Origin of the sequence: Gordonia sp. BP-119 (genome assembly GCF_016924115.1) — a bacterium.
In the GTDB taxonomy this organism is placed as follows: Bacteria; Actinomycetota; Actinomycetes; order Mycobacteriales; family Mycobacteriaceae; genus Gordonia; species Gordonia hongkongensis.
In genome coordinates, this window is sequence record NZ_JAFFZF010000002.1 from 115,693 (window position 1) to 140,247 (window position 24,555).

The 24,555-nt window shown below is 68.4% G+C and carries 22 protein-coding genes and 1 riboswitch; of the genes, 10 read left to right on the plus strand and 12 right to left on the minus strand.

The window, feature by feature from the left end; all coding sequences use genetic code 11:
* Positions 1-29 precede the first annotated feature (29 nt).
* The 3 genes from JW364_RS01850 (at position 30) to JW364_RS01860 (ending at position 2,662) form a co-directional block, all read left to right on the plus strand.
* Positions 30-509 carry a hypothetical protein gene (locus JW364_RS01850; protein ID WP_223258988.1) on the plus strand — a complete coding sequence of 160 codons (480 nt, stop codon included), beginning with the start codon at positions 30-32 and terminating at the stop codon, positions 507-509.
* 73 nt (positions 510-582) lie between these two features.
* Positions 583-1,362, plus strand: coding sequence for a type 1 glutamine amidotransferase (locus JW364_RS01855; protein ID WP_058250664.1), 780 nt, complete (start codon positions 583-585; stop codon positions 1,360-1,362).
* Between the two features lie 10 nt (positions 1,363-1,372).
* Positions 1,373-2,662 carry a D-alanyl-D-alanine carboxypeptidase family protein gene (locus JW364_RS01860; protein WP_058250875.1) on the plus strand — a complete coding sequence of 430 codons (1,290 nt, stop codon included), beginning with the start codon at positions 1,373-1,375 and terminating at the stop codon, positions 2,660-2,662.
* Between the two features lie 21 nt (positions 2,663-2,683).
* On the opposite strand, the gene JW364_RS01865 is transcribed toward JW364_RS01860, so the two are convergent.
* Genes JW364_RS01865 through JW364_RS01875 form a run of 3 tightly spaced genes read right to left on the minus strand, consistent with a single transcriptional unit; the run spans position 2,684 to position 5,749 of the window.
* Positions 2,684-3,784 carry a YhjD/YihY/BrkB family envelope integrity protein gene (locus JW364_RS01865; protein WP_058250665.1) on the minus strand — a complete coding sequence of 367 codons (1,101 nt, stop codon included), beginning with the start codon at positions 3,782-3,784 and terminating at the stop codon, positions 2,684-2,686.
* A 49-nt stretch (positions 3,785-3,833) separates the two neighbouring features.
* Positions 3,834-4,889 carry a tryptophan--tRNA ligase gene (gene trpS / locus JW364_RS01870; protein ID WP_058250876.1) on the minus strand — a complete coding sequence of 352 codons (1,056 nt, stop codon included), beginning with the start codon at positions 4,887-4,889 and terminating at the stop codon, positions 3,834-3,836.
* Positions 4,890-4,912: 23 nt separating this feature from the next.
* The gene (locus JW364_RS01875) at positions 4,913-5,749 is read right to left on the minus strand and encodes an exodeoxyribonuclease III (protein ID WP_058250666.1); all 837 of its coding nucleotides are present in this window, start codon (positions 5,747-5,749) and stop codon (positions 4,913-4,915) included.
* Between the two features lie 149 nt (positions 5,750-5,898).
* Between JW364_RS01875 and JW364_RS01880 the strand changes: the two genes are divergently transcribed.
* Both JW364_RS01880 and bfr read left to right on the plus strand, forming a co-directional pair.
* Positions 5,899-6,081 (plus strand): bacterioferritin-associated ferredoxin, encoded by a 183-nt coding sequence (locus JW364_RS01880; RefSeq protein WP_058250667.1) that lies wholly within the window; start codon positions 5,899-5,901, stop codon positions 6,079-6,081.
* Positions 6,082-6,181: 100 nt separating this feature from the next.
* Positions 6,182-6,667 carry a bacterioferritin gene (bfr, locus tag JW364_RS01885; protein ID WP_058250877.1) on the plus strand — a complete coding sequence of 162 codons (486 nt, stop codon included), beginning with the start codon at positions 6,182-6,184 and terminating at the stop codon, positions 6,665-6,667.
* 78 nt (positions 6,668-6,745) lie between these two features.
* On the opposite strand, the gene JW364_RS01890 is transcribed toward bfr, so the two are convergent.
* Both JW364_RS01890 and JW364_RS01895 read right to left on the minus strand, forming a co-directional pair.
* Positions 6,746-8,023: an MFS transporter gene (locus JW364_RS01890; RefSeq protein WP_058250668.1), complete on the minus strand. Its 1,278-nt coding sequence runs from the start codon at positions 8,021-8,023 to the stop codon at positions 6,746-6,748.
* Between the two features lie 91 nt (positions 8,024-8,114).
* On the minus strand, positions 8,115-9,815 hold the full coding sequence (locus JW364_RS01895) for a cutinase family protein (RefSeq protein WP_068971755.1): 1,701 nt from the start codon (positions 9,813-9,815) through the stop codon (positions 8,115-8,117).
* A 268-nt stretch (positions 9,816-10,083) separates the two neighbouring features.
* Positions 10,084-10,204: riboswitch (SAM riboswitch) on the plus strand.
* A 62-nt stretch (positions 10,205-10,266) separates the two neighbouring features.
* On the opposite strand from JW364_RS01895, the gene JW364_RS01900 reads away from it, so the two are divergent.
* Positions 10,267-11,601 carry a bifunctional o-acetylhomoserine/o-acetylserine sulfhydrylase gene (locus JW364_RS01900; RefSeq protein ID WP_058250669.1) on the plus strand — a complete coding sequence of 445 codons (1,335 nt, stop codon included), beginning with the start codon at positions 10,267-10,269 and terminating at the stop codon, positions 11,599-11,601.
* A 16-nt stretch (positions 11,602-11,617) separates the two neighbouring features.
* On the plus strand, positions 11,618-12,772 hold the full coding sequence (locus JW364_RS01905) for a homoserine O-acetyltransferase (RefSeq protein WP_058250670.1): 1,155 nt from the start codon (positions 11,618-11,620) through the stop codon (positions 12,770-12,772).
* 22 nt (positions 12,773-12,794) lie between these two features.
* On the opposite strand, the gene JW364_RS01910 is transcribed toward JW364_RS01905, so the two are convergent.
* The 3 genes from JW364_RS01910 to JW364_RS01920 form a co-directional block, all read right to left on the minus strand.
* Positions 12,795-14,360 (minus strand): Hsp70 family protein, encoded by a 1,566-nt coding sequence (locus JW364_RS01910; protein WP_205333269.1) that lies wholly within the window; start codon positions 14,358-14,360, stop codon positions 12,795-12,797.
* Positions 14,361-14,528: 168 nt separating this feature from the next.
* On the minus strand, positions 14,529-14,801 hold the full coding sequence (locus tag JW364_RS01915) for a DUF3017 domain-containing protein (protein ID WP_240198524.1): 273 nt from the start codon (positions 14,799-14,801) through the stop codon (positions 14,529-14,531).
* Positions 14,802-14,902: 101 nt separating this feature from the next.
* Entirely contained in the window at positions 14,903-15,778 is an 876-nt protein-coding gene (locus JW364_RS01920; protein WP_205333268.1) for a bifunctional methylenetetrahydrofolate dehydrogenase/methenyltetrahydrofolate cyclohydrolase, read from the minus strand.
* A 34-nt stretch (positions 15,779-15,812) separates the two neighbouring features.
* Between JW364_RS01920 and JW364_RS01925 the strand changes: the two genes are divergently transcribed.
* Both JW364_RS01925 and JW364_RS01930 read left to right on the plus strand, forming a co-directional pair.
* Entirely contained in the window at positions 15,813-16,751 is a 939-nt protein-coding gene (locus tag JW364_RS01925) for a serine/threonine dehydratase (RefSeq protein ID WP_205333267.1), read from the plus strand.
* 55 nt (positions 16,752-16,806) lie between these two features.
* Complete coding sequence (locus JW364_RS01930; protein WP_058250672.1) at positions 16,807-17,271, plus strand: tRNA (cytidine(34)-2'-O)-methyltransferase; 465 nt, start codon at positions 16,807-16,809, stop codon at positions 17,269-17,271.
* On the opposite strand, the gene JW364_RS01935 is transcribed toward JW364_RS01930, so the two are convergent.
* The 4 genes from JW364_RS01935 to JW364_RS01950 form a co-directional block, all read right to left on the minus strand.
* A complete protein-coding gene (locus JW364_RS01935) occupies positions 17,272-17,499 on the minus strand; it encodes a DUF167 domain-containing protein (protein ID WP_058250673.1) in 228 nt (75 codons plus the stop codon). It lies immediately after the preceding gene.
* Positions 17,500-17,562: 63 nt separating this feature from the next.
* Positions 17,563-20,850, minus strand: a complete 3,288-nt coding sequence (locus JW364_RS01940) for an error-prone DNA polymerase (RefSeq protein ID WP_065630704.1) — start codon at positions 20,848-20,850, stop codon at positions 17,563-17,565.
* A gap of 46 nt (positions 20,851-20,896) precedes the next feature.
* Positions 20,897-21,697 carry an enoyl-CoA hydratase gene (locus JW364_RS01945; protein WP_205333266.1) on the minus strand — a complete coding sequence of 267 codons (801 nt, stop codon included), beginning with the start codon at positions 21,695-21,697 and terminating at the stop codon, positions 20,897-20,899.
* A 24-nt stretch (positions 21,698-21,721) separates the two neighbouring features.
* Positions 21,722-22,084, minus strand: coding sequence for a metalloregulator ArsR/SmtB family transcription factor (locus JW364_RS01950; protein ID WP_078112077.1), 363 nt, complete (start codon positions 22,082-22,084; stop codon positions 21,722-21,724).
* 365 nt (positions 22,085-22,449) lie between these two features.
* Between JW364_RS01950 and JW364_RS01955 the strand changes: the two genes are divergently transcribed.
* The gene (locus tag JW364_RS01955) at positions 22,450-24,402 is read left to right on the plus strand and encodes a heavy metal translocating P-type ATPase (protein ID WP_078112078.1); all 1,953 of its coding nucleotides are present in this window, start codon (positions 22,450-22,452) and stop codon (positions 24,400-24,402) included.
* Positions 24,403-24,555 lie beyond the last annotated feature (153 nt).

A 24,555-nucleotide genomic window follows, 5' to 3' on the forward strand; every position in this document is an offset into this window, starting at 1 on the left:
CGCTCGCTCAGCAGCGCGATGGAACCGATATGCCGTCCGATGCGTCGAAGGAAGACCGAGGAACCCGGCCCGTCGCCGGACCGGTGATCGCCCATCGAACGGAGTACTTCATGGCCCGCGCCCTTCTGTTCCGGCTGCTGCTGACACTCGCGGTGAGTGCGCTCGCGTGCCTCCTGGTGTTCGCACCGGCCGCGGCAGCACCCACCACCGACACGCAACGCATCACGATCACGCTGATCTCCGACCACGAGCACAACGGCGCCGCAGCGTGGACGGACGCAGACGGAAGACTCCGCACACAGTCCGAAGTGCCGCTGTCGCAACGAGATCCAGACGGCAAGTTCAAGGCGTCGTTGGTGTACACGCGGGCCGCGGCCGAGGCACCGGTCGACGCGCTGTTCCAGTCCGGCGGGCGGTTCGCCCGGTGCGAGATCACCGTCGACGGTGAACGGGTCGCCGACCACACCGCGCACGGGTCCCGTCCGACGAGTTCATGTCATTCCGGTTGACGCAGCCCGGCGTGGGTTCCGACCCCGCGTCGGCGAGAGGAATCGCCACCGAGACCGTACTCTTGCACTCGTCATGAGCACCAGAACACAGCCGGTCGAGCGCCCGCGGGAGCGGTTGCGGGTCTTGGAGATCCGGCACGCGGAGTCCGAACCACCCGGCGCCTACGGACCCGCCCTGCACGCGATCACCGAGACGGCCACCCTGCGGATCTGGCGCGAACCCGCGACCGTCGATCCAGCGGATTTCGACGCCATCCTCGTTCTCGGCGGAGCGATGGGAGTCGGTGACGCGGACCGCATCCCGTGGATCGCCGACGAGATCGACCTGCTCCGCCGTGCCCGTGAACGCGGTGTGCCCATCTGGGGTGTCTGTCTGGGCGCGCAGATGCTGGCAGCGGCTCTCGGTGGCGAGGTGCACACGAGCGACATACCGGAACTCGGTGTACGCCGGGTGCGTCTCAACGACGCAGGGATGGCCGACCCGGTGTGGGGCGGGGCGGTCATCGCACCCGCACCACGCGACATCGACACAGTCCAGTGGCATTTCGACACGTTCACCCTGCCACCCGGGGCCACCCTGCTCGCGTCCTCCGACGCCTGCGTCAATCAGTTGTTCCGCGTGGACAACTGCTACGGAGTGCAGTTCCACCTCGAAGCCGGCGGCGATCTCGTCCGGGGGTGGCTGTCACACCAGGAATCACGGTCCGCGGTGGCCGAGGTCCTGGGTGAGTCGGCCACCGACCGCTTCCCGATCGACGCCGCGGCCGCCGAGAAAGTGACCGTGCCGACGGCGGAGGCAGTGATGCGGCGCTGGTTGCACGATGTCGTCGGCAGCGCACGGCCCCGCTGGTAACGTGCGGCCGATGACCCCGACGTGGACTCGTCGTACCGCGTGCGCGCTCGTCGCCGTGCTGACCGTCGGAGTGCTCGGCCTCGTCCTTCGCGTCGGCCCGGCCGTGGCCGTCCCGCTGCCGACCGTACCGCCTCCGGCGATCACCACGCCGGTCACCGATCACTGCCCGCACAAAGTCGCCACGCCTCCGGCCGTCGACGAATCCGAGGTCGTCGCACCGGGTTCGACGACCCCCACTCCCCTTCCTGTTCCCGCACCGGCCGTCGGCGGTGACCAACTCGCCGGTTGCGGGGTCATCGCCGATCCGTCGGCCGGTCCCGTTCCGCCACTGCTGACCTCCGCGGGTTGGTTGATCGCCGATCTCGAGTCCGGACAAGTCATCGCCGCCAAGGATCCCCACGGCCGTTACCGGCCCGCGTCGACGATCAAGGTGCTGCTCGCACTGGTCGCACTCGACGAACTCGACCTCGCCGCGCCGGTCGTGCCCACCGTCGAGGACTGGAGCACCGAAGGCGACTCCTGTGGCATGGGGCCCGGTGGTGTCTACACCGTTCGCGACGTGCTCACCGGACTGTTGTTGGTGTCCGGCAACGACTGCGCGCATGCGCTCGCGCGTCAGCTCGGCGGCATCGACGCGACACTTGAGAAGATGAATGACCGGGCCGCGCAGCTGGGCGCGACGGACACGCGTGCTGCCAGCCCGTCCGGACTGGACGCCGCCGGGATGTCCTCCTCGCCCTACGATCTGGCGCTGCTGTTCCGGGCCGCGATGACCGAGCCGACCTTTCGCGAGATCATCGCGATGCCCACGTTCCGTTTCCCGGGCTACCCGCGGCGTCCAGATGTGCCCGGCGACAGAGATCATCCGCCCTACGACATGTACAGCACCAACCGCCTCCTCGTCGATGGGTATCCGGGAATGCTCGGCGGCAAGACCGGTTACACCGACGACGCACGGAAGACGTTCGTGGGTGCCGCCGAACGCGACGGCCGGACGGTGATCATCGTGCAGATGTTCGGCCTGTCCGTCGACGGGGATCTGTACTGGGACCAGGCGAAGGCGATGTTCGACTACGGATTCCGAACCGACCCCGCCATCTCGGTGGGCCGCCTCGTCGAGCCGTCGGCCGCGTCCGGACCGTCCTCGACACCAGCGCCGACGCGGACCGAGAACCGCGCCGTCGCAACAGGTTCCGACCAGGCGTCGTCGACCTCCGTCCAGATCCTCATCGGGCTCGTGGCCGCACTCGCGGCGGTCATCCTCCTGCTCATCGGGTTGAAGCTCGCCGGACGCCGCTGATCAGACGACCAGCGCCGGAGGTCAACGCCGCCGACGCGCTCCGATCAGCGCGGCCGCGACTGCGCCCAGTCCGACGGCGGCCGCGAGGGCGCCGGGCCGGGGCGCCGGGCTCACCTCGACCGTCGGCGAGATCTGGACCGGCCGGTGCAGTTCCGCGTCCGGTTCTTCCACCACCTGGTACTTGCTGTTGATGGGGTCGGTCGCGCACCACGCGGTGGCATACAGCACGATCCGCGACGCGAGGTACGCGAAGACGAACACACCGAAGATCGGACCGAACGCCACCCCGGCCGGCGAACCCAGGACCGATTGGAGATACAGCCCGCCAAGGGATTTCATCAGCTCGAACGCGATCGCGATGACCAGCCCGGCCTTCATGGCGTGCGTCATCGGCAGCGGCACCAGCGGTAGCCGCGCCAGCACGAAGGTGAAGAGCAGCCAGCTGGCGAACACCGACACGACGATGGCGACGGCCCGCACCACGACCGGGGCCCATGACGCGTCGTCGAGGCCCACCCAGGAGAGCATCGTGGTGGTGAGCCCGCTGTTGCCCAGCGTCGTCAGCGCCATCGTCACGGCGAAGGCCATGCCCAGCAATGCGAACGTGAGGAGATCCCACACCTTCGACAGCACGGGGTTGCGGTCGACGCGACCCCCGTACATCTCGGTGAAGGCCACCCGGACGCCGGAGATCCACCCGATCCCGGTGAAGGCGGCACCGATCAGACCGACGATCCCTACCGCGGCGCGGGAGGAGATCGCCGAATCGATGACCTCACTGAGCTGCTCGCCCATCTTGCCGGGCGCGGCGTCGACAACCGCCTGTTGCAGGTCTTCGAGCAGCTGTGGCTGATTCGCCAACACGAACGCGGCGACCGAGAACACCACCATGATGATCGGGACGAGCGCGAGGATGCCGTTGAAGCTGATGGCCGCCGCATACACGTTTCCGCGCCGGTCGTTGTAGCGTTCGACGGTCTGCACCAGGTGCTCGACGGCGGGCCACTTCTCCCGCGCCGCGGCGAAGGCCGACTTGCCCTTGTCGACGGTCGTCATCCCTTTGTCCACCGCCGATTTCGCCGTGTCCACCGGTGATCTCGCCGAGTCGCGCGCGGAGGTCATGGATCGCCTTCCTGGTCGGATCGCGGGACGGCGTCCGGCGGATGCGGTCTCACCGGCCAGGCGCCAGGAACCCCACCTTGTCATAGACCGACGCCAGCGTCTCGGAGGCGATGGCACGCGCGCGGGCCGCGCCCCGAGCCAGGATGGCGTCGAGTTCGGCCGGATCGGACAGGTACTCCTCGACCCGCCCGCGCAGCGGGGTGACGAACTCGGTCAGCACCTCCGCGGTGTCGACCTTCAGGTCGCCGTATCCCTTGCCCTCGTATTTGGCGACCAGATCGTCGACGCCGACACCGGACAGGGCCGACTGGATGGTCAGCAGGTTGGAGACACCAGGCTTATCGACGACATCGAACCGGATCTCCGAACCGGTATCGGTGACAGCCGACCGGATCTTCTTCGCCGAACGTTTCGGATCGTCGAGCAGATTGATCAGACCTTTGTCGGTCTCGGCGGATTTGCTCATCTTGGCCGTCGGGTTCTGCAGGTCGTAGATCTTGGCGAACTCGGCGACGATGTGCGCCTGGGGCACCTTCAGCACCTTGCCGAACCGGGAGTTGAATCGCTGGGCGAGGTCGCGGGTGAGTTCGAGATGCTGCCGCTGGTCCTCCCCGACCGGAACCCGATCGACCTGAAAGGCGAGGATGTCCGCGGCCATCAGGATGGGGTAGGTGAACAGGCCGACGCCCGCCGCGTCGACGCCCTGCTTGGCCGACTTGTCCTTGAACTGGGTCATCCGGCTGGCCTCGCCGAAACCGGTGATGCACGACAGGACCCACGTCAGCTGGGCGATCTCGGGGATGTGGGACTGCACATAGATCGTCGACCGCTCGGGGTCCACACCGACGGCGAGCAATTGCGCGACGCTCAGGCGGGTGCGTTCGGCGAGGACCTTGGGGTCGAACGGCACCGTGAGTGCGTGCATGTCCGGGATGAAGTAGAACGCCTCGAAGTCGTCCTGCAAGGCCACCCACTGCCGGACCGCACCGAGATAGTTCCCGAGGTGGAAGGAGTCACTCGTCGGCTGGATACCGGACAGCACACGCGGACGGGTCGGCATCGACTCGGCCGCGGGCTCTCCGTTGCGCTCTACGTCGCTGGTCATGACGCCCAGTTTGTCAGACCCGGTCACTCGTACCGCACGGTGACCGGAGCGTGGTCGGACCAGCGGAGGTCGTAGGCCGCCGCACGTTCCACCTCGGCCTTGGTCGCCCGGCCGGCCAGCATCTTGTTGGTGAGCTGATAGTCGATCCGCCATCCGGAATCGTTGTCGAAGGCCTTACCGCGCCACGACCACCACGAGTAGGGCCCGGCGTCGTCGGGGAAGAGTTCGCGCATGACGTCGCGCCACCCGGCGGCGAGCAGGTCGGCCACCCAGGCCCGTTCGTGCGGTAGGAAGCCGGGGCTCTTGAGATTGCCCTTCCAGTTCTTGATGTCGGCTTCGGCGGGCGCGATGTTCCAGTCGCCACCCACGACGACGTGGCGGCGTCGACGGACCAACCGATCCAGGTATGCGCCGAACTCACGCATGAAACGGACCTTCTCGTCGTGCTTGGCGATGTCCTTCTCGGCGTCGGAGAGCGCGGCACCCTTCGGCAGGTACAGGCTTCCCGCGGTCAGCGGTCCCAGGTCGGTGTCGACGTCGACTTCGAGATAGCGGCCGAGGTCGTCGAACTCCGCGCTCCCGAATCCGACGCGCACCGCCGACGGCGCGCTACGTGTCAGCACACCGACGCCCGCGTGACCCTTCACCGAGGACTCGCTCATCGTCAGATGCCATCCGGTGTCGAGCACCGGCGCCAGCGCGTCGCGGGCGAGTTCCTCGCTCGCGCGGACCTCCTGCAGCAGGACCACATCCGGTCCAGATGTGTCGAGCCAGGGCAGCAGGCCGCGGTTGGCCTCCGATCGATGTTTGACCGCTGCGCGGATTCCGTTGACGTTCACCGTGGAGATCGTGAGTGGCACGGGGCCACATCCTACGGCGGCGGTCCGACAGCCCATCGGCCGTGATCGCGCCACTCGGACAGCGTCGATAAAAGGTAAGGCAACCCTTGTGCGGACACCCTAAAATATGTAAGCATTGCCTAATCCAGGCACGAAGGTGAGTTTCCGAGATGTTCGTTTGCATATGCCGCGCCGTCACCGTGGACGAGGTCCATGCGCACTGCGATGCGGGCGCGTACACGGTCGACGCGATCAGCGACCGCTGCGGCGCGGGCGAAGGCTGCGGGACCTGCCTGGACGAACTGCACACCATCCTGAGCGAAAGGGCGTCAACCGCGACGACCGCTGCATGACCTGACCTCCGACCCGACGAACCTCGCGCGAGACGACGCGCGGGGGGTTTTGTCGTGTTACGGTTCGAACGGACATACACGGGAAATGGGAGGCGGACAGATGCGTGGCGACCCCGAGGTCATCGACCTCCTCAACGAACAGCTCACGAGTGAGCTGACCGCGATCAACCAGTACTTCCTGCACGCGAAGATGCAGCAGAGCTGGGGTCTCACCGAGATCGCCGCGAAGACACGGGCCGAGTCGATCGAGGAGATGACTCACGCCGAGGTCCTGACCGATCGCATCCTGTTCCTCGACGCCCTGCCCAACTATCAGCGCCTGCTGCCGCTGCGTATTGGGCAGTCGATCCGGGAGCAGTTCGAGTCGGACATGTCGATCGAGGTCGAGGTGGTGGAACGACTCCGCCCCGGAATCGCGATGTGCCGGTCCAAGGGCGATATCACCAGCGCCAACCTCTTGGAGCAGATCCTCGCCGACGAAGAGGAACACATCGACTATCTCGAGACGCAACTCGAGCTGATCAACAAGCTCGGCGAGCAGCTCTACCTGTCGAAGACGATCGCCACACCGCCCACGAACGGCTGATTGCACCGACTCGACGACACGAGGGCCGACCGGACTTATCCGGTCGGCCCTCGTCGTAGGTAGAACGGCCGCGCTCGTTCAGGACCCGACGGGCTGGTGCCGCGCGGTCGCGAGGGCCACGACGGTGACCGCGATACCCGCCACCGCGAGCATCACCCCGACCACCGACGGCGCCAGGTATCCGTAGCCGGCACCGACCACCACGCCACCGAGCAGCGCTCCGGCCGCGTTGGCGATGTTGAGCGCGGAATGGTTCAGGGCCGCGGCCAGGGTCTGTGCATCGGCCGCCACATCCATCAGCCTGGTCTGCAGCGCGGGTAGCATCATCGATCCCGTGAGCGCCACGAGGTAGGTGAGGATCAATGCCGCCCAAGCATTCTCGGCCAGCACCGCAAAAGCGCCGAGGGAGAGTGCGGTGGCGGTGAGTCCGCCGAGGATCGCCACCGCCACGCTGCGGTCCGCGACATAACCGCCGACGAAGTTGCCGGTCACCATTCCCAGTCCGTACAACATCAGGGCGAACGGCACGACCGACACCGACAGCCCGGTGTCGGTGGTCAGCGCGGAGTTGAGATACGTGTAGAACGCGAACATCCCACCGAACCCGACGGTTCCGATGACCAGTGTGAACCAGACCTGGGACCGCTTGAGTGCACCGAGCTCGGTGAGCGGGTCGGTGGTCTTCACCCCGCTGAGCGTGGGAAGCACCCGGATCAGCGCGACGACGGTGGCGATTCCGATCACGACCACGATCGCGAACGCGGACCGCCAGCCGAGCGTCTCACCGAGCCAGGCGGCCGCCGGTACGCCGAGGACGTTCGCGACGGACAGACCGAGCATCACCTGTCCCACGGCCTTGCCACGGTTGCGCGGGCCGGCCAGATGAGCGGCGACCAGAGCCGCGACACCGAAGTAGGCGCCGTGCGGGAGGCCGGCGACGAATCTCGCCACCAGCAGCAAACCGTAATCCGGTGCGAGGACGGTCGCGAGGTTGCCGACCGTGAACGCCACCATCAAGCCGATCAGAAGCGTCCGACGGGACATCCGCGCGGTGAGCGCCGCGATCAGCGGCGCACCCACCACCACACCCATCGCGTAGGCCGAGATGACATGTCCGGCAGTCGGTTCCGAGACACCCAGAGATCCGGCGATGTTGGGCAGGAGGCCCATGGCGACGAACTCGGTCGTCCCGATCCCGAATCCACCCAGCGCAAGGGCGAGGATCGTCCACCGACGCACCCGGCGGGACACCTCGGCCGATTCGGCCCGCGCGGGGCTGCGGAGTTCCCCGGCGGTGGACGGACCCGTCAGTGAGGGGTCGGCCGGGGCTTCGGTCGTCGAGAGAGCATCAGGCACGGTCGATGCCAACCCGCGCCCGTCAGCGCTGATTCCTCAGCCGGTGGTGAGTTCATTCACACACGCAGTGTCCTCAGCATCGCGCGGGGTGTCAGTCGCCGGCTTCGGAGCCCGCATCGCTGTCGGGGTCGGACGGGTCTGCGGAAGGCCCGTCCGGGTCCGAAGCCGTGTCGGACGAGCCGGCCTTCTCGCCGTCCTCTCCCCCGTGGCCGTCGGTTCCAGACGTCTTGACATCGCTTCCCGAGGGATCGGTGGCGGCCGGCGAGTCGTCGTCGCGAGGCGGGGCAGGCGCGGGGTCCGCGTCGGGCGTATCGGTCTCGGTATCGGTGCCCGTGTCGGCCCCCGACGACGTGTCGGTCGTGTGGCCCACCGGGGGCTGCTCGGCCGGTGACGGGTCGGTGGCATCCGGTTCGGCACCCCGGGCCGCCGACGGCTCGGACGAGGGGCCGGACCCGCCCACTTCTTCAGCGCGGACCGGCCCCACGGACTCGTCGGGTACGGCTGCCAGTCGCGCGAACGTGGACGATCGCAGGTGCGACGTGTCCGCCGCGAGAATCGTGACGGCGCCGCCCTCCGACGCCACCGGCCCGATGAGCGCGCCCGCCCAGTATCGGACGAAGTTGACCGGCAGCAGGACGATGCTGCGCACGCTGGCAGCCAGGGCGCTGACACCGCGCACGAACCGAGCCGGTGTCGCGGTGACGATGCCCTGCAGGATGTCCTCGAAGACGAAGATGTCGGGTAGGTATGCGCCGTACCCGAGACGTGGGAGTGGCGGCAGCAAGCCCTGCACCAGCCGGACCACCGGCTGCAGATTCGCCAGTTCGATGCCGAACGGAAGCCCGATGGTCGGGCGATCCGACAGGAAATCGCCGATGGCGCCCTGGTAGCCGAGGTTGCGAGCCCAGCCCTGGACGAGTTCGGCGAGTGCGGAGTCCGCAGCGACCATACAGACGCCGTCCGCACATTCGACCGGACGTTTCGCCCACGTGTATCCCGGCTGCAGCGGGTTGCCCGACATCTCCTCTGGATACAGGAAATGCTTGACCTGGTAGCCGAGGATGCCGTCGATGGCGCCGATCGGGTCGTAGACGGGATCGGGCAGGTCGCAGATCGGGTCGCCCTCGATGCACACCGACACGACCCGGTCGCTGACCGTCCCGAAGCCGGCGTCCGTGCTGCCGGCACCACGTGGCCCCGACATGGTCAGTCCGGGAATGATCCCGATCAGCGACAGCTCGATACCTCGCCCGGTCTTGTCACCGGCCTGCCGCGGATCCGAATACAGCTCGCCCGACACCCCGACGTCGGAGATCACGACGTCGTCGCTGGGATCGTCGGGCGTGTTCGCGACATCGAACTTCCGGCCGTTGCCGATACCGGCGAGCACGTCTCCAGCGATGCGCGCCCCTTGCGAATAGCCCGTCACCACCACCGGCGCCTCGGACCCGCACGCTTCTCGATACGACGAGATCGCGGACGCCGTCGATGCGATCCCCTGTTCGGTACTGCGGTCGTACCCCGTCGCTCCGAGCGGCCATATGGTCGCCGGGTAGGGCGCGTTGATCACCTCATAGCCCTGCTCGCGGTAACGCTCCTTGACGCCCTCGAGCAATAGCGACTCAGCGTCGACGGTCCCCCCGACCACCACGACGGCACCGCTGCACGAGGGCCCGCCGGCTGTCGCCGCCGCCACCCCGGTGAAGCCGAATGCGGCGAGGGTCGACAACGTCGACATCGAGGCGGCCAACAGAGCGACGCGTCGGGTCCGGAGATGAGCCATCACGGCCATGAGCGCTCCTGTGCGAACCCGGACCACCTGAGCGGAGCATTCCGGTGCAGCCGGGGCTGTCCCGAACTCTAGATCCGCGATCGCGGAACCGACAGCACGCTGAGCGTCGCTAACTACCTTGACCAGTGGTTTCGTATCTGACCACACCCGATTTCACTCGGTCGGAGGACAGCCACCGGCACCCTTCCGGTGCACTTCTCAAGGGTTGGGCGCGGCGTGACCGGGACGGTTCTCGGGCGCTCACATCCGTGTTATATCCTTGTCGCCAGGTCATGAGTATCAGTGCGAAGCCCCGGCTGGCTGATCGGCAACCCTCCTTCCGCGGTGGGGTGCTCCGGGTGATGACCGGGTTGCGGGATCGCAGTGGCGATCCCCGGCAAGCGCGGGTCCGAAGGTCGGACCCCAACAGGGTCGAGTTGGCCCTGCCGACCGTAGAAAGTGATGAATCGCCATGTCTGATGTCCCTGACGGCACCCTCGACAGCAACGATCCCAGCGAGAACTGGAGCTTCGAGACGAAGCAGATCCACGTCGGGCAGTCCGCGGACGCGGTGACCAACGCCCGTGCGCTGCCGATCTACCAGACGACGTCGTATGTCTTCAACGACACCCAGCACGCGGCCAATCTCTTCGGGCTCGCCGAACCGGGCAACATCTACACACGCATCATGAATCCCACGCAGGATGCCGTCGAGCAGCGGATCGCCGCGCTCGAGGGCGGCGTCGCCGCGCTGCTCGTCGCATCGGGACAGGCCGCCGAGACCTACGCGATCCTCAACGCCGTCGAGACCGGCGGGCACGTGGTGTCGAGCCCCCGCCTGTACGGCGGCACGTACAACCTCTTCCACTACACACTGCCCAAGCTCGGGGTCGAGGTGAGCTTCGTCGAGGACCCCGAGGATCCGGCGTCGTGGCAGGCCGCGGTCAAGGACAACACCCGCGCGTTCTTCGGTGAGTCGATCTCCAACCCCAACAACGAGATCCTCGACATCTCGGGGATCGCGGAGGTCGCGCACCGCAACGGCGTACCCCTCATCATCGACAACACCGTCGCCACCCCGTACCTGATCAGCCCGCTGGCCCACGGCGCCGACATCGTCGTGCACTCGGCGACGAAGTACATCGGCGGTCACGGCACCGCGATCGGCGGCGTCATCGTCGACGGCGGCACCTTCGACTGGCGGGTCCAGCGCGACGGGAAGGACCTGTTCCCCGGTTTCACCACGCCGGACCCGAGCTACCACGGTGCTGTCTTCGCCGACCTGGGCGCGCCCGCCTTCGCACTCAAGGCACGCGTGCAGTGGTTGCGTGACACCGGCGCGGCGATCTCCCCGTTCAACGCGTTCCTGTTGGCACAGGGCCTGGAGACGCTGAGTCTGCGCATCGAGCGCCACGTCGCCAACGCGCAGAAGGTCGCCGCCTTCCTCGATGCACACCCGCAGGTCGAGTCCGTGGCGTACGCGGGTCTGGAGTCCTCGCCCTGGTACAAGCGCGGTCAGGAATTGGCCCCGAAGGGTCAGGGTGCGATCATCGCCTTCGAGATCCAGGGCGGAGTGGACGCCGGCAAGAAGTTCGTGGACGCGCTCAGCCTGCACAGCCACGTCGCCAACATCGGCGATGTGCGGTCGCTGGTCATCCACCCCGCCTCGACCACCCACAGCCAGCTCACCCCCGAGGAGCAGCTCGCCGCGGGCGTGGCCCCGGGACTGGTCCGGCTCGCCGTGGGCATCGAGGGAATCGACGACATCTTGGCCGACCTCGAACAGGGATTCGCGGCGGCCAAGTGAAACAGGTGAGGCAGCTTTGTCGGTGAGTATCGACCTGAATGCGACAGCATCTGATCAGCCCGACTGGGAGACCCTCCCGGACGGGGAACTCGTCGGCATCCCCATCGGCTCGTTGCCTCTCGACAGCGGAGCACGGATCGACGACGTCACCCTGGCGTTCCAGCGCTGGGGGACGTTGTCACCGTCCCGCGACAACGTCATCCTCACGCTCCACGCATTGACCGGCGACTCGCACGTCACCGGACCCGCCGACGCCGACCACGACTCGGCCGGATGGTGGGACGGGCTGATCGGCCCGGGACAGGCCATCGACACCGACGAATGGTGCGTCATCTCCGCCAACGTCCTGGGCGGATGCAAGGGCTCGACGGGTCCGGGCTCCATCGCACCCGACGGTCGGCCCTGGGGCTCACGCTTCCCGCAGATCACCGTGCTCGACCAGGTCCGTGCCGAGGTGGCACTGCTGGACCGCCTCGGAATCCGCAGCGTCGGTGCGGTTCTCGGCGGTTCGATGGGCGGCGCCCGCGCGCTCGAGTGGGCCATCGAGTACCCCGACCGCGTCCGCAGCGCCCTCGTGCTCGCCGTCGGCGCCCGCGCGACCGCGGATCAGATCGGTATCCAGTCCGCACAGATCGCCGCGATCAAGGCCGACCCGGACTGGTGCGGCGGCGACTACCACGGCACCGGCCGCATTCCGTTGCAGGGCATGGGGATCGCGCGCCGGATCGCCCATCTCATGTACCGCAGCGAACCGGAGCTCGACTCCCGCTTCGGCAACGACGCCCAGGGCGACGAGAATCCCCTGACCGGCGGGCGCTACGCCGTGCAAAGCTATCTCGACCACCAGGCGTCGAAGCTGATGTCCCGCTTCGACCCGGCCAGCTACGTCGTCCTCACCGAGGTCCTCAACCACCACGACGTCGGCCGTGGTCGCGGCGGAGTCGCCAAGGCGCTCAACAATTGCCGCGTTCCGGTGATCGTCGGGGGGATCGACTCCGATCGTCTCTACCCGATCCGGCTACAGGTCGAACTCGCCGACGAGCTGGGCAACTGCGTCGGCGGACTTCAGGTCGTCAACTCCGAGACCGGCCACGACGGATTCCTGACCGAGTTCGATGCCATCAGCGATCTACTCAAGCGCACGGTCGAACTCGCGCGTCGCGACGCCTGACGGACCTGTCGGCGGCGTCTCGTCAGCGCGGCGCCGGGACCGACGGGACCGGGCTGCCGGACCGAGGTACCGGAGTCACCGGTGAGCGCGACTCCCCGTCAACGGATTTCGCGGGCTCGGGTACACCCGGAATCTGAGTCGACCCGGTCGCGCGGGTACTGCTCGGGCGCGGCGGGGCGCTGGGCGCGGAGCGCAACGTCGACGTCGAGTACGTGGGCGGCGGCGGAGTGGGCGCCGCACTCGGCGGGCGCAGACCCGGAGGGAGCAGGTCCGGCGGGATCGTCGGTGTCGAACCGGGCGGGAAGGTCAGGTCCGGCCACGGGAACGGCGAGAGGGTGCGGGTGCTGGTACTTGTCGAGGGCCGCGTCGGCGGCAACTCCGTGGTCGCCCATGCCGGCGGGTCGTTCCAGCCGGTCTCGGGCGCGGGCCGTTGCGTCGGAACGGGAGTGACAACTGTGGGCTCGACGGGTTCGGCCGGGATTCGGGTGATCGGCTGGGAGGTGGGCCGCGCGGTGGACGGCGGCTCCTCCTCGCTGGTCGCCGCCGCGGGGGGCACACTGCTGACCGACGGCTGCGGCTCGACGGCCGGACGGTCGGCGAACGACGAGCTCACCGCGTAGATCGTCATCAATGTGGCCGCGATGACCGCCCCGGCAACCGCAATTGGGGTCGCGGAAAGCCACTCGCGCTGCCGCTTGCCCCCGATGAACGCCAGACGCGCTGCGCCCGAATAACTCTGGAGGGCCAGCAAGGCTGCGCCGGTGGCCACGACCAGCTCCGGCGCCGTCGGGTTCACGACCTCGAGCTCATGCTCTGCCGCGATCGCGCGCACCGCGGGGAGGTTGGCGAGTCCGCCGATGAACACCACCGCGTCCGGTCGTACGCCGCGTGACCTGACGGCCGCTACATAGCGGGCGAACACTTCTTTCGCATCACCGATCATCGGCGCGATCGCCTGCTCGACCTGGGTCGCGGACAGCGCCACACGACCGGTGTTCGCCGAGACCGCGACGACCGACTCGGCGGCCGCGACGCCGCCGTAGGCGATCTCTTCTTTCGCGGTCCGGCACGCGCTGCGCAACTCGCTGCGCTCCGCCCGCGTCCGAGTGGCGTCGCCCAGGACGGGATTGTCGGCGGTCAGCTGGTCGACGATGGACCGGTCGAGACGACGACCGCTCAGCACGGTCGAGTGCTCGGCGTCGCCGATGCGACCCTCGCGGGGATCGACGGTGTAGAGCGACATGCCGGTGTCGCCGCAGTCGACGACGACGGCAGACGAGAAACGGTCGATCTCCCCGGTGTCGGTCAGGTAGGCCAGCACGGCCTCGTCCTCGCCGGCGAGACGGACCTGACGCCGGGGTCCGCTGCCCCGTGAACGCAATTGCCGACGCTGGCTCCCCGTGCGTGCGGCGACCCCGATCGGGCCCACTCGCGTCCCGGTCTCGCGGGCGGCGCTGAGCATCACGTCGATCCCGGCGTTGACCCGGCCGGCGGAATCGAGGCCGTCGGTGGGATCCACGTCGATCACGCGGGAATCGACCACACTGCGACCGAGATCGTCACGCGTCAAGAGGACGTAGTGAATCATGCCAGCCCCTGCTGACACGCCCATGGACGTCACTTCATTCACGGTGCCGTCGGTTGGTGATGCGGTGATACAAACTCCAGCGGTCGGTGTGTCTGCGCAGAGCAGCGGAAAATTGCCTGGTTGAGCGCATGACTGGTCCGCCAGGTCACGCTCAGGTCTCTATTGTAATCAATCCGTGCCCAAAGAGTCGATCGACGCCGCCAGCCACAGCATCACGCCGCCGACCGTGGCCATCGCCGTCACGTCGAACGATTTGCCCCTGACCTGCAACAGGCCTGCCCGCGACGACGGGATGAAGGCACGGAGTACGGCTCCGACGAGCAGAGCCGCCCCGAAGACGAAGGACCCACGCCGCCAGCGATCGAACATCACGAGCAGCGCGGCGGCCAGCACACCCAACATCACCAGCAGGTACGGGAGCTGGACGAGCACCGCCCGCAACCGGGAGGAGTCGGCGGCCCGACGCCCCCGGTGTCCGGGACGGGCGTCCGCGGCGCCGGGCGACTCGGAGTGAGCGGACTCACTCTGGTGCTCCTCTCGGGTCACGCGTCGCTGCCACTCCCCGAGGCGAGCATCTGCTCAGCGCGTTCGACCACATTGACCAGCAGGAACGCCCGCGTCAGCGGACCCACACCACCGGGGTTCGGCGAGACGTGGCCCGCGACCTCCCAGACATCGGGATGAACGTCGCCGGCGAGACGACCCTCGTCAGTACGGCTGACGCCCACGTCGACCACCGCGGCGCCGGGTTTCACCATGTCCGCGGTGATGAGGTGCGGGACCCCTGCCGCGGCGATGACGATGTCGGCGCGCTCGATCTCCGACGCCAGGTCGGTGGTGCCGGTATGGCACAGGGTGACCGTCGCGTTCTCGCTCCGGCGGGTCAGGAGCAGCCCGATGGGCCGGCCGATGGTGACCCCGCGCCCGACCACCGTGACCCGGGCGCCGGCCAGCGGGACGTCGTAGCGTCGCAGGAGGTGGATGACCCCGCGCGGGGTGCAGGGCAGCGTCGACTCCTTGCCCAGCACCAACCGCCCGAGGTTGATCGGGTGGAGTCCGTCGGCGTCTTTCAGCGGGTCGATCCGCTCGAGGGCGGCGTTCTCGTCGAGATGCTTGGGCAGCGGCAGCTGCACGATGTAGCCCGTGCAGGCCGGATCGGCGTTGAGCTCGTCGATTGCCGCGTTGAGCTGCTCGGTGGTGGCATCGGCCGCCAGGTCCTTGCGGATGGAGGCAACGCCGATCCGGGCGCAATCGGCGTGCTTTCCCTTGACATAGTAGTGCGAACCCGGGTCGTCGCCGACCAGAACGGTACCCAGACCAGGCGTGATGCCCGCCAGCCTGAGCTTCTCCACCCGCTCGGCCAGATCTGCGAAGATCTCGTCGCGCGTGGTCTTGCCATCGAGTCGTATCGCCGTCACGCCGACATTCTTCCACGGCGCTACTGTCGGAACGGTGACCGTGGTGCGCAACGACGTCGTCCTCGCCCGCGCGGCGATCGCACCCCACCTCCGTCGCACGCCGACACTGCGCACGACGATCGACACCGTCGACGGGCCGGTCGAGGTGGTTCTCAAACTCGAGTACACCCAGCTCGGCGGGTGCTTCAAACCGCGCGGCAGCCTGTGGGCCACGCTGCACGCCCGTGACCATGGGTTGCTGACCGACGCCGGCGTGCTCGTCGCCTCCGGCGGCAACGCCGCGATCGGCGCGACGATCGCCGCGCGGATCGTCGGCGTGCCGGTCACCGTGGTGATCCCCGAGACCGCGCCGCCGGTCAAGATCGACGCGCTGCGCGCCGCGGGAGCGCGCGTCCATCTCATCGGACGGCGTTATTCGGAGGCCGCCGACGCCGCCGTCGCGCTGGCGGAGCAGACCGGCGCGCTCGCGCTGCACGCCTACGATCTTCCCGATGTCGTCGCGGGCGCCGGCACGATCGGTCTCGAGATCATCGACGACGTGCCCGGACCGCTCACCACGGTTGTCTGTGTCGGTGGTGGCGGCCTGCTGGCGGGCCTCACCGCCACACTGCGCCCGGGCGACCGCATCGTCGGCGTCGAACCACTCGGTGCGTCGTGTCTGCATCAGGCCCTCGCCGCGAGAGCTCCCGTACCCGTCGAACTCGAGAGCATCGCCGCGGACTCGCTCGGCGCCACCAGCGTCGGCGAGCTCTGTTGGAAGGCCGTCGCCGGGAACCCGGCGGTCGGCAGCGTCCTGGTGACCGACGAACAGATCATCGCGGCGCGACGGATGCTCTGGGACACCCACCGCATCCTCGTCGAACACGGCACCGCCACCGCGGTCGCCGGTGTGGTCTCGGGAGCTGTTCGGCCGCAACCCGATTCGACGCTGTGCATCGTGCTCTGCGGGGCCAACACCGCGCTCGCCGTGTGACCGGCGCGATCGCGCGACATCTGCGACGGTCGTCACCGACTACGCTGACACCATCATGTTCCGAATCATGTTCTACCAGCCGTGCATCCCGCCGAACACCGGCAACGCGATCCGGCTGGCCGCCAACACGGGGTGCGAACTGCACCTCATCGAACCGCTGGGGTTCTCGATGTCCGACGCGCAGGTGAAGCGCGCGGGACTCGACTATCACGAGATGGCCAACGTCACCGTGCATCCGAACCTGGTGACCGCCTGGACGACGCTGAAGCCGGAACGGGTCTTCGCGTTCACCGCCCATGCCGAGCGCTATCACACCGACGTCGACTACCAGCCGGGCGACGTGTTGCTGTTCGGCCCCGAGCCGACCGGGTTACCGGCGGAGGTCCTCGACGAACCCGAGGTGACCGACCGGGTCCGCATCCCGATGCTCGCCGGACGTCGTTCCCACAACCTCGCCAACGCCGCGAGCATCGTCGTCTACGAGGCGTGGCGTCAGCACGGTTTCGCCGGCGCGGTGTGATCAGCCGACGCGGTAGCGCTTGATGCGTGCCGTGGCACCGCCGATGAGCGCGATCTTGCTCTTCGGGACCCCGAGGTGGGCGGCGAGCAGTTCGGAGACGGCCTTGTTCGCCCGGCCCTCGGTGGCCGGCTCGCGGACGTAGACGGTGATCGCGCCGCCGGGACCCGTCTCGACCAACGGGCCCTTGCTGCTCTTCGGTTTGACGGTCACCACGACCTGTTGCGGCATGACTCTTCCTGTTCTTCGTGAACACCGATCCGGCTCGGACATCCCGGCGCGTCCGCCGGAGGACTACTGCCAGTCCCGGGATCTGCTCCCCACCCGAAGATCCATGCGCTGCAGTCGATCTGCGACGACGGTCACAGCGCCTTCGGCGTTCTGCACCCGGCCGCGGATCAGCAGAGCGGGTGCCGTCTGAGCGAGTACACGGTACCGCGCCCACAAACCGACCGAACACACCACGTTGACCATCCCGGTCTCGTCCTCGAGGTTGATGAAGGTCACCCCGGACGCGGTGGCGGGACGCTGCCGATGGGTCACCGCGCCACCGACCAACACGCGCGAACCGTCGGGCACCGACAGCAGGCGATCGGCGGCCAGCACTCCCATCGCGTCGAGCCGGGGACGCAGGAACTGCGTCGGATACGACGTGGGGGTGATCCCCGTGGCCCAGGCGTCGGTGGCCGCCAGCTCGACGTCGGAGAGACCCGGAAGGGTGGGGGTCGCCTGCGCCGATTCCAGGGCCAGCTGATCGTCGCGCACCGTCGCGGCGGCCCCGGCCTCCCACAGGGCCTGACGCCGGCTGAGGCCGAACCCGTCGAAGGCGCCGGCACCGGCGAGCCCCTCGAGTTCCTTGGTCGTCAGCCGGGCGCGCCGGGAGAGATCGGTGATGTCGAGGTAGGGACCGTCGGACCGGCGGTCGACGATGCGCTGCGCCGCCTCCTCCCCGACCCCGCGTACACCGTCGAGACCCAACCGGACATCGAGACCCTCGTTCTCCAGAGTGGCGTGCGCGAGTGAGGCATTGATGTCGGGGCGATGGACCGCGACACCGTGCCGTCGGGCGTCGGCCACCAGGGTCTGCGGTGAGTAGAAACCCATCGGTTGCGCCCGTAGCAGCGCGGCGCAGAACGCCGCCGGGTGATGCAGCTTGAACCACGACGAGTAGAACACCAGGGACGCGAAGCTCTGCGAATGACTCTCCGGGAAGCCGAAATTGGCGAACGCGGCCATCTTCTCGAAGATGCGGTCGGCGGTGTCCCCGGTGATGCCGTGCAGGTTCTCCATGCCCTCGTAGAAACGTTGCCGCAGGCGTTCCATCTTCTCCGGCGACCGTTTGGAACCCATCGCCCGGCGCAACTGGTCGGCCTCGGAGGCGTCGAATCCGGCCACGTCGACGGCCAACTGCATCAGCTGCTCCTGGAACAGCGGCACCCCCAGGGTGCGTTCGAGCGCCCTGCTCATCGACGGATGCTCGACCGTCACCGGCTCTTCCCCGTTGCGCCGTTTGATGAACGGATGCACCGAGCCGCCCTGGATGGGGCCGGGCCGAATCAGGGCCACCTCGACGACGAGATCGTAGAAGCAGCGCGGTTTCAGCCGCGGGAGGGTGGCCATCTGCGCACGGGACTCCACCTGGAACACGCCGACCGAGTCGGCGCGACAGAGCATCTCGTACACAGCGGGTTCAGCGAGGTCGAGGGTGGCGAGGTCGACGTCTATCCCCTTGTGTTCGGCGACCAGGTCGATCGCATAGTGCAGCGCGGAGAGCATGCCGAGACCCAGCATGTCGAATTTGACCAGCCCGATGGCGGCGCAGTCGTCCTTGTCCCACTGCAGCACGCTGCGGTTCTCCATCCGCGCCCACTCCGTGGGGCAGACATCGGCGATCGGCCGGTCGCAGATCACCATGCCGCCGGAGTGGATGCCCAGATGCCTTGGCATTCCGAGGATCTCACCGGCGAGTTCGGCGACGTCGGCGGGAGCGGTGTCGGGCATCTTGGCCCAGGCGTCCTGCTGGCCGGGCGCGTACCCGAGCGCCCGGGCCATGTCCCGGATCGCCGACTTCCCCCGGTAGGTGATGACGTTGGCGACCTGCGCGCTGCGCTCCCGGGTGTAGCGGCGGTAGACGTACTGGATGGCCTCCTCGCGTCGGTCGGACTCGATGTCGATGTCGATGTCGGGCGGGCCGTCGCGCTCGGGGGCCAGGAACCGTTCGAAGAGCAGCGTGTTGGCGACCGGGTCGACGTTGGTGATCCCGAGGGCGTAACAGACGGCCGAGTTGGCCGCACTCCCCCGGCCCTGGCACAGGATGTCGTTGGCCTTGCAGTAGTCGACGATGTCGGCGACCACCAGGAAGTAGCCGGGGAACGTGAGCGTCTCGATGATGGCGAGCTCGTGCTCGATCTGCCGGTAGGCCTGCGGATGTTCGGCGGGGGTGCCGTACCGGCGGCGTGCCCGGGTCATGGTGAGTTCGCGCAACCAACTCGCCTCGGTGTACCCGTCGGGGACGTCGAAGGGTGGCAACTGCGGTGCGATGAGGCCCAGGTGGAATGCGCAGTCCGCGGCGATGCCCACCGCGTTGTCGATGGCATCGGGATGTGCGGGCAGCAGCCGCGCCATCTCGTCGCCGCTGCGCAGATGTGATCCGGCGACGCCGGGCATCCACCCGGAGATGGTGTCGATGTCGGTGCGGGCCCGGACGGCGGCCATCGCCATCGCCAGCCGTCGGCGCCGGGGCGCGGCGAAGTGGGCGCCGGTGGTGGCCACGGTCGGCACGCCCGCCCCGGCGGCGAGGCCGGCGAGCACCGCGTTGCGTTCGTCGTCGTCGGCCATGCCCTGCGCGGTCAGCTCGACGACGATGTTGTCGTGGCCGTAGGTCTCGATCAGTTCTCGCAGCGCCTGCTCGGCGGCCGGGACGCCGCCGCGGTCGAGGGCGCGTCGGAGGGCACCCTTCCGGCATCCGGTGAGGATGAGCCAGTGCCCGCCGCCGGCCGCGGCGAGCGCTTCGCGGTCGTAGCGGAGCAGACCCTTCTCCCCTGCGACCATGTGCGCCTCGGCGATGGTCCGTGACAGACGGCGGTAGCCCTCACCGTCCCGGGCGAGGACCAGCAGATGCTCGCCCGGTGGATCGTTCTGACCCGTCCGCGCGATGTCGGGTTCCAGTGACAGCTCGGCACCGAAGACGGTCGGCATGCCGAACTCACGGGCCGCCTCGGCGAAGCGCACGATGCCGTAGAACCCGTCGTGATCGGTGACGGCCAGTGCGCGGAGTCCGAGCCGTTGCGCCTCCTCCACCAGCTCCTCCGGCATCGACGCACCATCGAGGAAGCTGTACGAACTGTGGGCGTGCAGTTCTGCGTAGGGCACCGCCGACGAGCCGCGCGCGATGTCCTCGGCCTGATAGGCGCCGCGTTTGCGCGACCAGGCCGGACTGTCGCCGCCATCCCCGGGGAACGGCGCCCATTCGCTGAGGTCGGGACCGAACTCGGTGCCGGGCCGGTCGGCACTGCCGGGCGCTCGGCCGGCGAGCACCCGTTCCATCTCCGACCACGTCGGTGGTCCTTGATCCCAGCCCACCCGCCAAGCTTATCGAACACAAGTTCGATGCAACAGCGGGGAGGACTCAGCTGTTGGCCCGGCCCCGCTCGACGATGCCGAACCGACGATCGGCCACCCGAGCGGGGTCGAAACCTGCCATCCACTCGACCGACGTGTCCTTTTCCACGTCGAGCGCCGGGCCGACGAGATGCTGCTCGGCACGTCGATACGAGTCGAGCATGGTCCGCACCGCGAGTTGGTCACTCCCGGCCATGGACACCGCGAGTTCCATCGCCGAGGCCATCAGCTGATCGTGGGCCACCACCTCGGTCACCAAACCGACCCGCAGCGCCGTCTGGGCATCGACGAACTCCCCGGACAAGCTCATGCGGCGCGCGAAACCCCGGCCGACCGCTGCCGGCAATCGGGACGTCAGACCCCAGCCCGGCAACACCCCAACCCGCGAATGGGTGTCGACGAAGCGAGCCCGTTCGGACGCGATCAGGACATCGCACGCGAGGGCGAACTCCAGACCACCGGTGGCGGCGACACCGTTGACGGCGCCGATGATCGGCTTCGAGATGGGGCGCCACGGATGCCCGACAGGTACGTCCGCATGATCGAGCAGTCGAGCACTCTCGGTCGACGAGCCCAACTCGGCCAGGTCCAAGCCGGCGCAGAATGCCGAGCCCGCGCCGGTGAGGATGACGACGTCGACGTCATCGTCGTGATCCGCGTTCGCCAATTCGGAACGGAGAGCGTCGATCAGGCCGGAGCTGAGCGCATTCCGGACCTCCGGACGGTTGAGGACCAACGTCCGCACCCGTCCGGATTGCTCGATCAGCAGAAGCGGTTCTCCCGACGTGGCCGTGTGGTCACTGGTCATGCGATGACTTTCGGTGACGTCGGATCAACCCGCCGACTGCGGACGCTCGGCGAGCCCGAGCCGCAAGTGTTCGCTGTGGTAGACCGCCTCGTCGAGCAGCTGGGCGACATGGCTGTCATAGAGGCTGTAACTGATCGACCGACCCGACCGGGTGCCGGTGACCAGCCCGAGGTTGCGGAGCAACCGGAGCTGATGGGAGACCGCGGACTGCTCCATGCCGACGGCGTCGGCGAGATCGGTCACCGAACGCGGTCCGGACCGCAATTCGGTGAGGATGAGCAGCCGGCTCGGGGTTGCCAGCGCCTGCAGAGTGGTGGCGACGTGCACGGCCGATTCCGGATCGAGCCGCGCAGCCGGCCGCATCCCTTCGTCGATGCCGTGTCCCATGCAGCGGATGCTACCGGTCGGACATCATATGAAAATATCTTCATATGAACTGTTACTGTCTGAGAGGTGGTTGTCGGCAAGTGGCTTCGACTCGGCGCCTCGCTCGCGCTCGGTGCCGGCTCAACCAGCAGGAAGGTGGCTGTCGGCAAGTGGCTTCGACTCGGCGCCTCGCTCGCGCTCGGTGCCGGCTCAACCAGCAGGAGGGTGGCTGCCGGCAAGTGGCTTCGACTCGGCGCCTCGCTCGCGCTCGGTGCCGGCTCAACCAGCAGGAGGGCGGCTGTCGGCAAGTGGCTTCGACTCGGCGCCTCGCTCACGCTCGGTGCCGGCTCAACCAGCAGGAGGGCCGACGACAGACGGGAGACACGATGGGTACGGCGGAGACGACGGAACGAACGGCCCGCAACTCGACGCGCGCGGGAGCCGACCGCGGGAGCACCCCGCCGTCGATCCTCCGGACGGGACTCCGGCTACCCGAGGTGCGCTGGGCGGGCCTCGCGCTGGCACTGTTCCTCGCGGGTTGGTTGCTCCAGATCAGCCAGGCGCCCGAATGGTCCTGGTGGACCGCGTATCTCGCGTGCTATCTGGCCGGCGGATGGGAACCGACCCGATCGGGCCTGCAGGAACTGCGGGGACGACGACTCGACGTCGATCTGCTGATGATCGTCGCCGCCGTCGCCGCCGCGTCGATCGGGCAGGTCTTCGACGGCGCGCTGCTGATCGTGATCTTCGCGACCTCGGGAGCTCTGGAGGTCGTCGTCACCCAGCGCACCGCCGATTCGGTGACCGCCCTGCTCGGACTGGCCCCCGAACGTGCCACCCTGTATGCGCCCGACGGCACGACACGCGAGATCGACTGCCGCGAACTCGAAGTCGGCCAGCGTATCCTCGTCCGTCCGGGCGAACGGGTGGGCGCGGACGGCGTCGTCGTCGACGGCCGCAGCGAGGTCGATCAGCAGGCCGTGACCGGCGAGTCGGTCCCGATCGTGCGGGCGGCGGGCGACGACGTGCTGTCCGGCACCGTCAACGGCACCGGCGCGCTGATCGTCGAGGTCGCCCGTCCGGCGTCGGAGTCGGCCATCGCCCGCATCGCGACGCTCGTGGCCGAGGCATCCGAGACGAAGGCACCGACCCAGCTCTTCATCGAGAAGGTCGAGCAGACGTACTCCGTCATCGTCGTCGTCGCCACCCTGCTGGTGCTGGGCATCCCGGTGATGTTGTTCGGCAATACTTTCGACGAGGCGCTGCTTCGTGCCATCGTGTTCATGATCGTCGCCTCGCCCTGCGCCGTCGTCCTGTCGACGATGCCGCCGCTGCTCGCGTCGATCGCCAATGCCGGTCGGCACGGCGTCCTGGTCAAGTCCGCCGCGGTGATGGAGTCGGTGGGACGGACCTCGGTCGTCGCGTTCGACAAGACCGGCACCCTCACCGAGGGACGCCCGCAGGTCGTCGACGTGGCGGCGCTCGACGGTCACGACCCGTCGCAGGTGTTGGCGCTGGCCGCCGCGGTCGAGTACCCCAGCGAGCATCCCCTCGGTCGCGCGATCGTCACCGCCGCCGCCGACCGCGGACTGGACGTCGAATCGGTGGAGGGTTTCCGGGCGCTTCCCGGACGCGGGGTGACGGGGGCGGTCGGCGGGCGCCGCGTCACCGTCGAGCGCACCGTCGCCGGTTCGACCGGGACGGTGGTCGGCGTACTCGTCGACGGGCGGGAGATCGGCCGGATCGAACTCGTCGATCGCCTGCGGGACGACGCCGCCGAGGCGGTGCGGCTTATCGGCGACGTCACGTCGGGTTCGGTCCTGCTGCTGACCGGCGACCGGCCATCGGTCGCCGCGGACGTCGCCGACCGGACCGGAATCCGCGAGGTACACGCCGACCTGCTGCCGGAGGACAAGGTCCGGATCGTCGGCGAGATCGAGGGACACGTGCTCGTGGTCGGCGACGGCATCAACGACGCACCGGCACTCATGGCGGCCGGGACCGGCATCGCGATGGGTCGTCGCGGTGCGGACCTCGCCGTCCAGACCGCCGACGCGATCATCGTGCGTGACGACCTCACCGCGGTCCCCGCGCTGATACGGCTGTCCCGCCTCGCCCGCCGTTACGTCATCGCCAATCTGTGCATCGCCGCCACCGTGATCCTCACCCTCGTGACCTGGGATCTCATCGGCACCCTGCCACTCCCCCTGGCCGTGGCCGGGCACGAGGGTTCGACCGTGCTCGTCGCGCTCAACGGCGCCCGCCTGTTGCGGAAGTCGGCCTGGTCGGGCGATCGCGGTGCACAATCGACGGGGTCGAACGCACAGTCGACGGAATGAGACGCACGATCGACGCGTACGGGCGCGCGACGCCGCGCGCGTAGTCATTGCCATCGCCGCAAGTTAGTGTCACCCTGAGTACCAGACAGATCCGCGGCCCGCGGACCGTGGACAGCCAGCGGGCCGTCGGCCCGCCCATCTGATGGGATCTCT

Coding starts and splice junctions, on each gene's coding strand:
- JW364_RS01865 (WP_058250665.1), bottom strand. CDS start 3,784: ATGACCTCCGCGCGCGACTCGGCGAGATCACCGGTGGACACGGCGAAA.
- JW364_RS01955 (WP_078112078.1), top strand. CDS start 22,450: ATGGGTACGGCGGAGACGACGGAACGAACGGCCCGCAACTCGACGCGC.
- JW364_RS01860 (WP_058250875.1), top strand. CDS start 1,373: ATGACCCCGACGTGGACTCGTCGTACCGCGTGCGCGCTCGTCGCCGTG.
- bfr (WP_058250877.1), top strand. CDS start 6,182: ATGCGTGGCGACCCCGAGGTCATCGACCTCCTCAACGAACAGCTCACG.
- JW364_RS01855 (WP_058250664.1), top strand. CDS start 583: ATGAGCACCAGAACACAGCCGGTCGAGCGCCCGCGGGAGCGGTTGCGG.
- trpS (WP_058250876.1), bottom strand. CDS start 4,889: ATGACCAGCGACGTAGAGCGCAACGGAGAGCCCGCGGCCGAGTCGATG.
- JW364_RS01945 (WP_205333266.1), bottom strand. CDS start 21,697: ATGACCAGTGACCACACGGCCACGTCGGGAGAACCGCTTCTGCTGATC.
- JW364_RS01910 (WP_205333269.1), bottom strand. CDS start 14,360: ATGATTCACTACGTCCTCTTGACGCGTGACGATCTCGGTCGCAGTGTG.
- JW364_RS01880 (WP_058250667.1), top strand. CDS start 5,899: ATGTTCGTTTGCATATGCCGCGCCGTCACCGTGGACGAGGTCCATGCG.
- JW364_RS01930 (WP_058250672.1), top strand. CDS start 16,807: ATGTTCCGAATCATGTTCTACCAGCCGTGCATCCCGCCGAACACCGGC.
- JW364_RS01895 (WP_068971755.1), bottom strand. CDS start 9,815: ATGGCCGTGATGGCTCATCTCCGGACCCGACGCGTCGCTCTGTTGGCC.
- JW364_RS01935 (WP_058250673.1), bottom strand. CDS start 17,499: ATGCCGCAACAGGTCGTGGTGACCGTCAAACCGAAGAGCAGCAAGGGC.
- JW364_RS01850 (WP_223258988.1), top strand. CDS start 30: ATGCCGTCCGATGCGTCGAAGGAAGACCGAGGAACCCGGCCCGTCGCC.
- JW364_RS01900 (WP_058250669.1), top strand. CDS start 10,267: ATGTCTGATGTCCCTGACGGCACCCTCGACAGCAACGATCCCAGCGAG.
- JW364_RS01950 (WP_078112077.1), bottom strand. CDS start 22,084: ATGGGACACGGCATCGACGAAGGGATGCGGCCGGCTGCGCGGCTCGAT.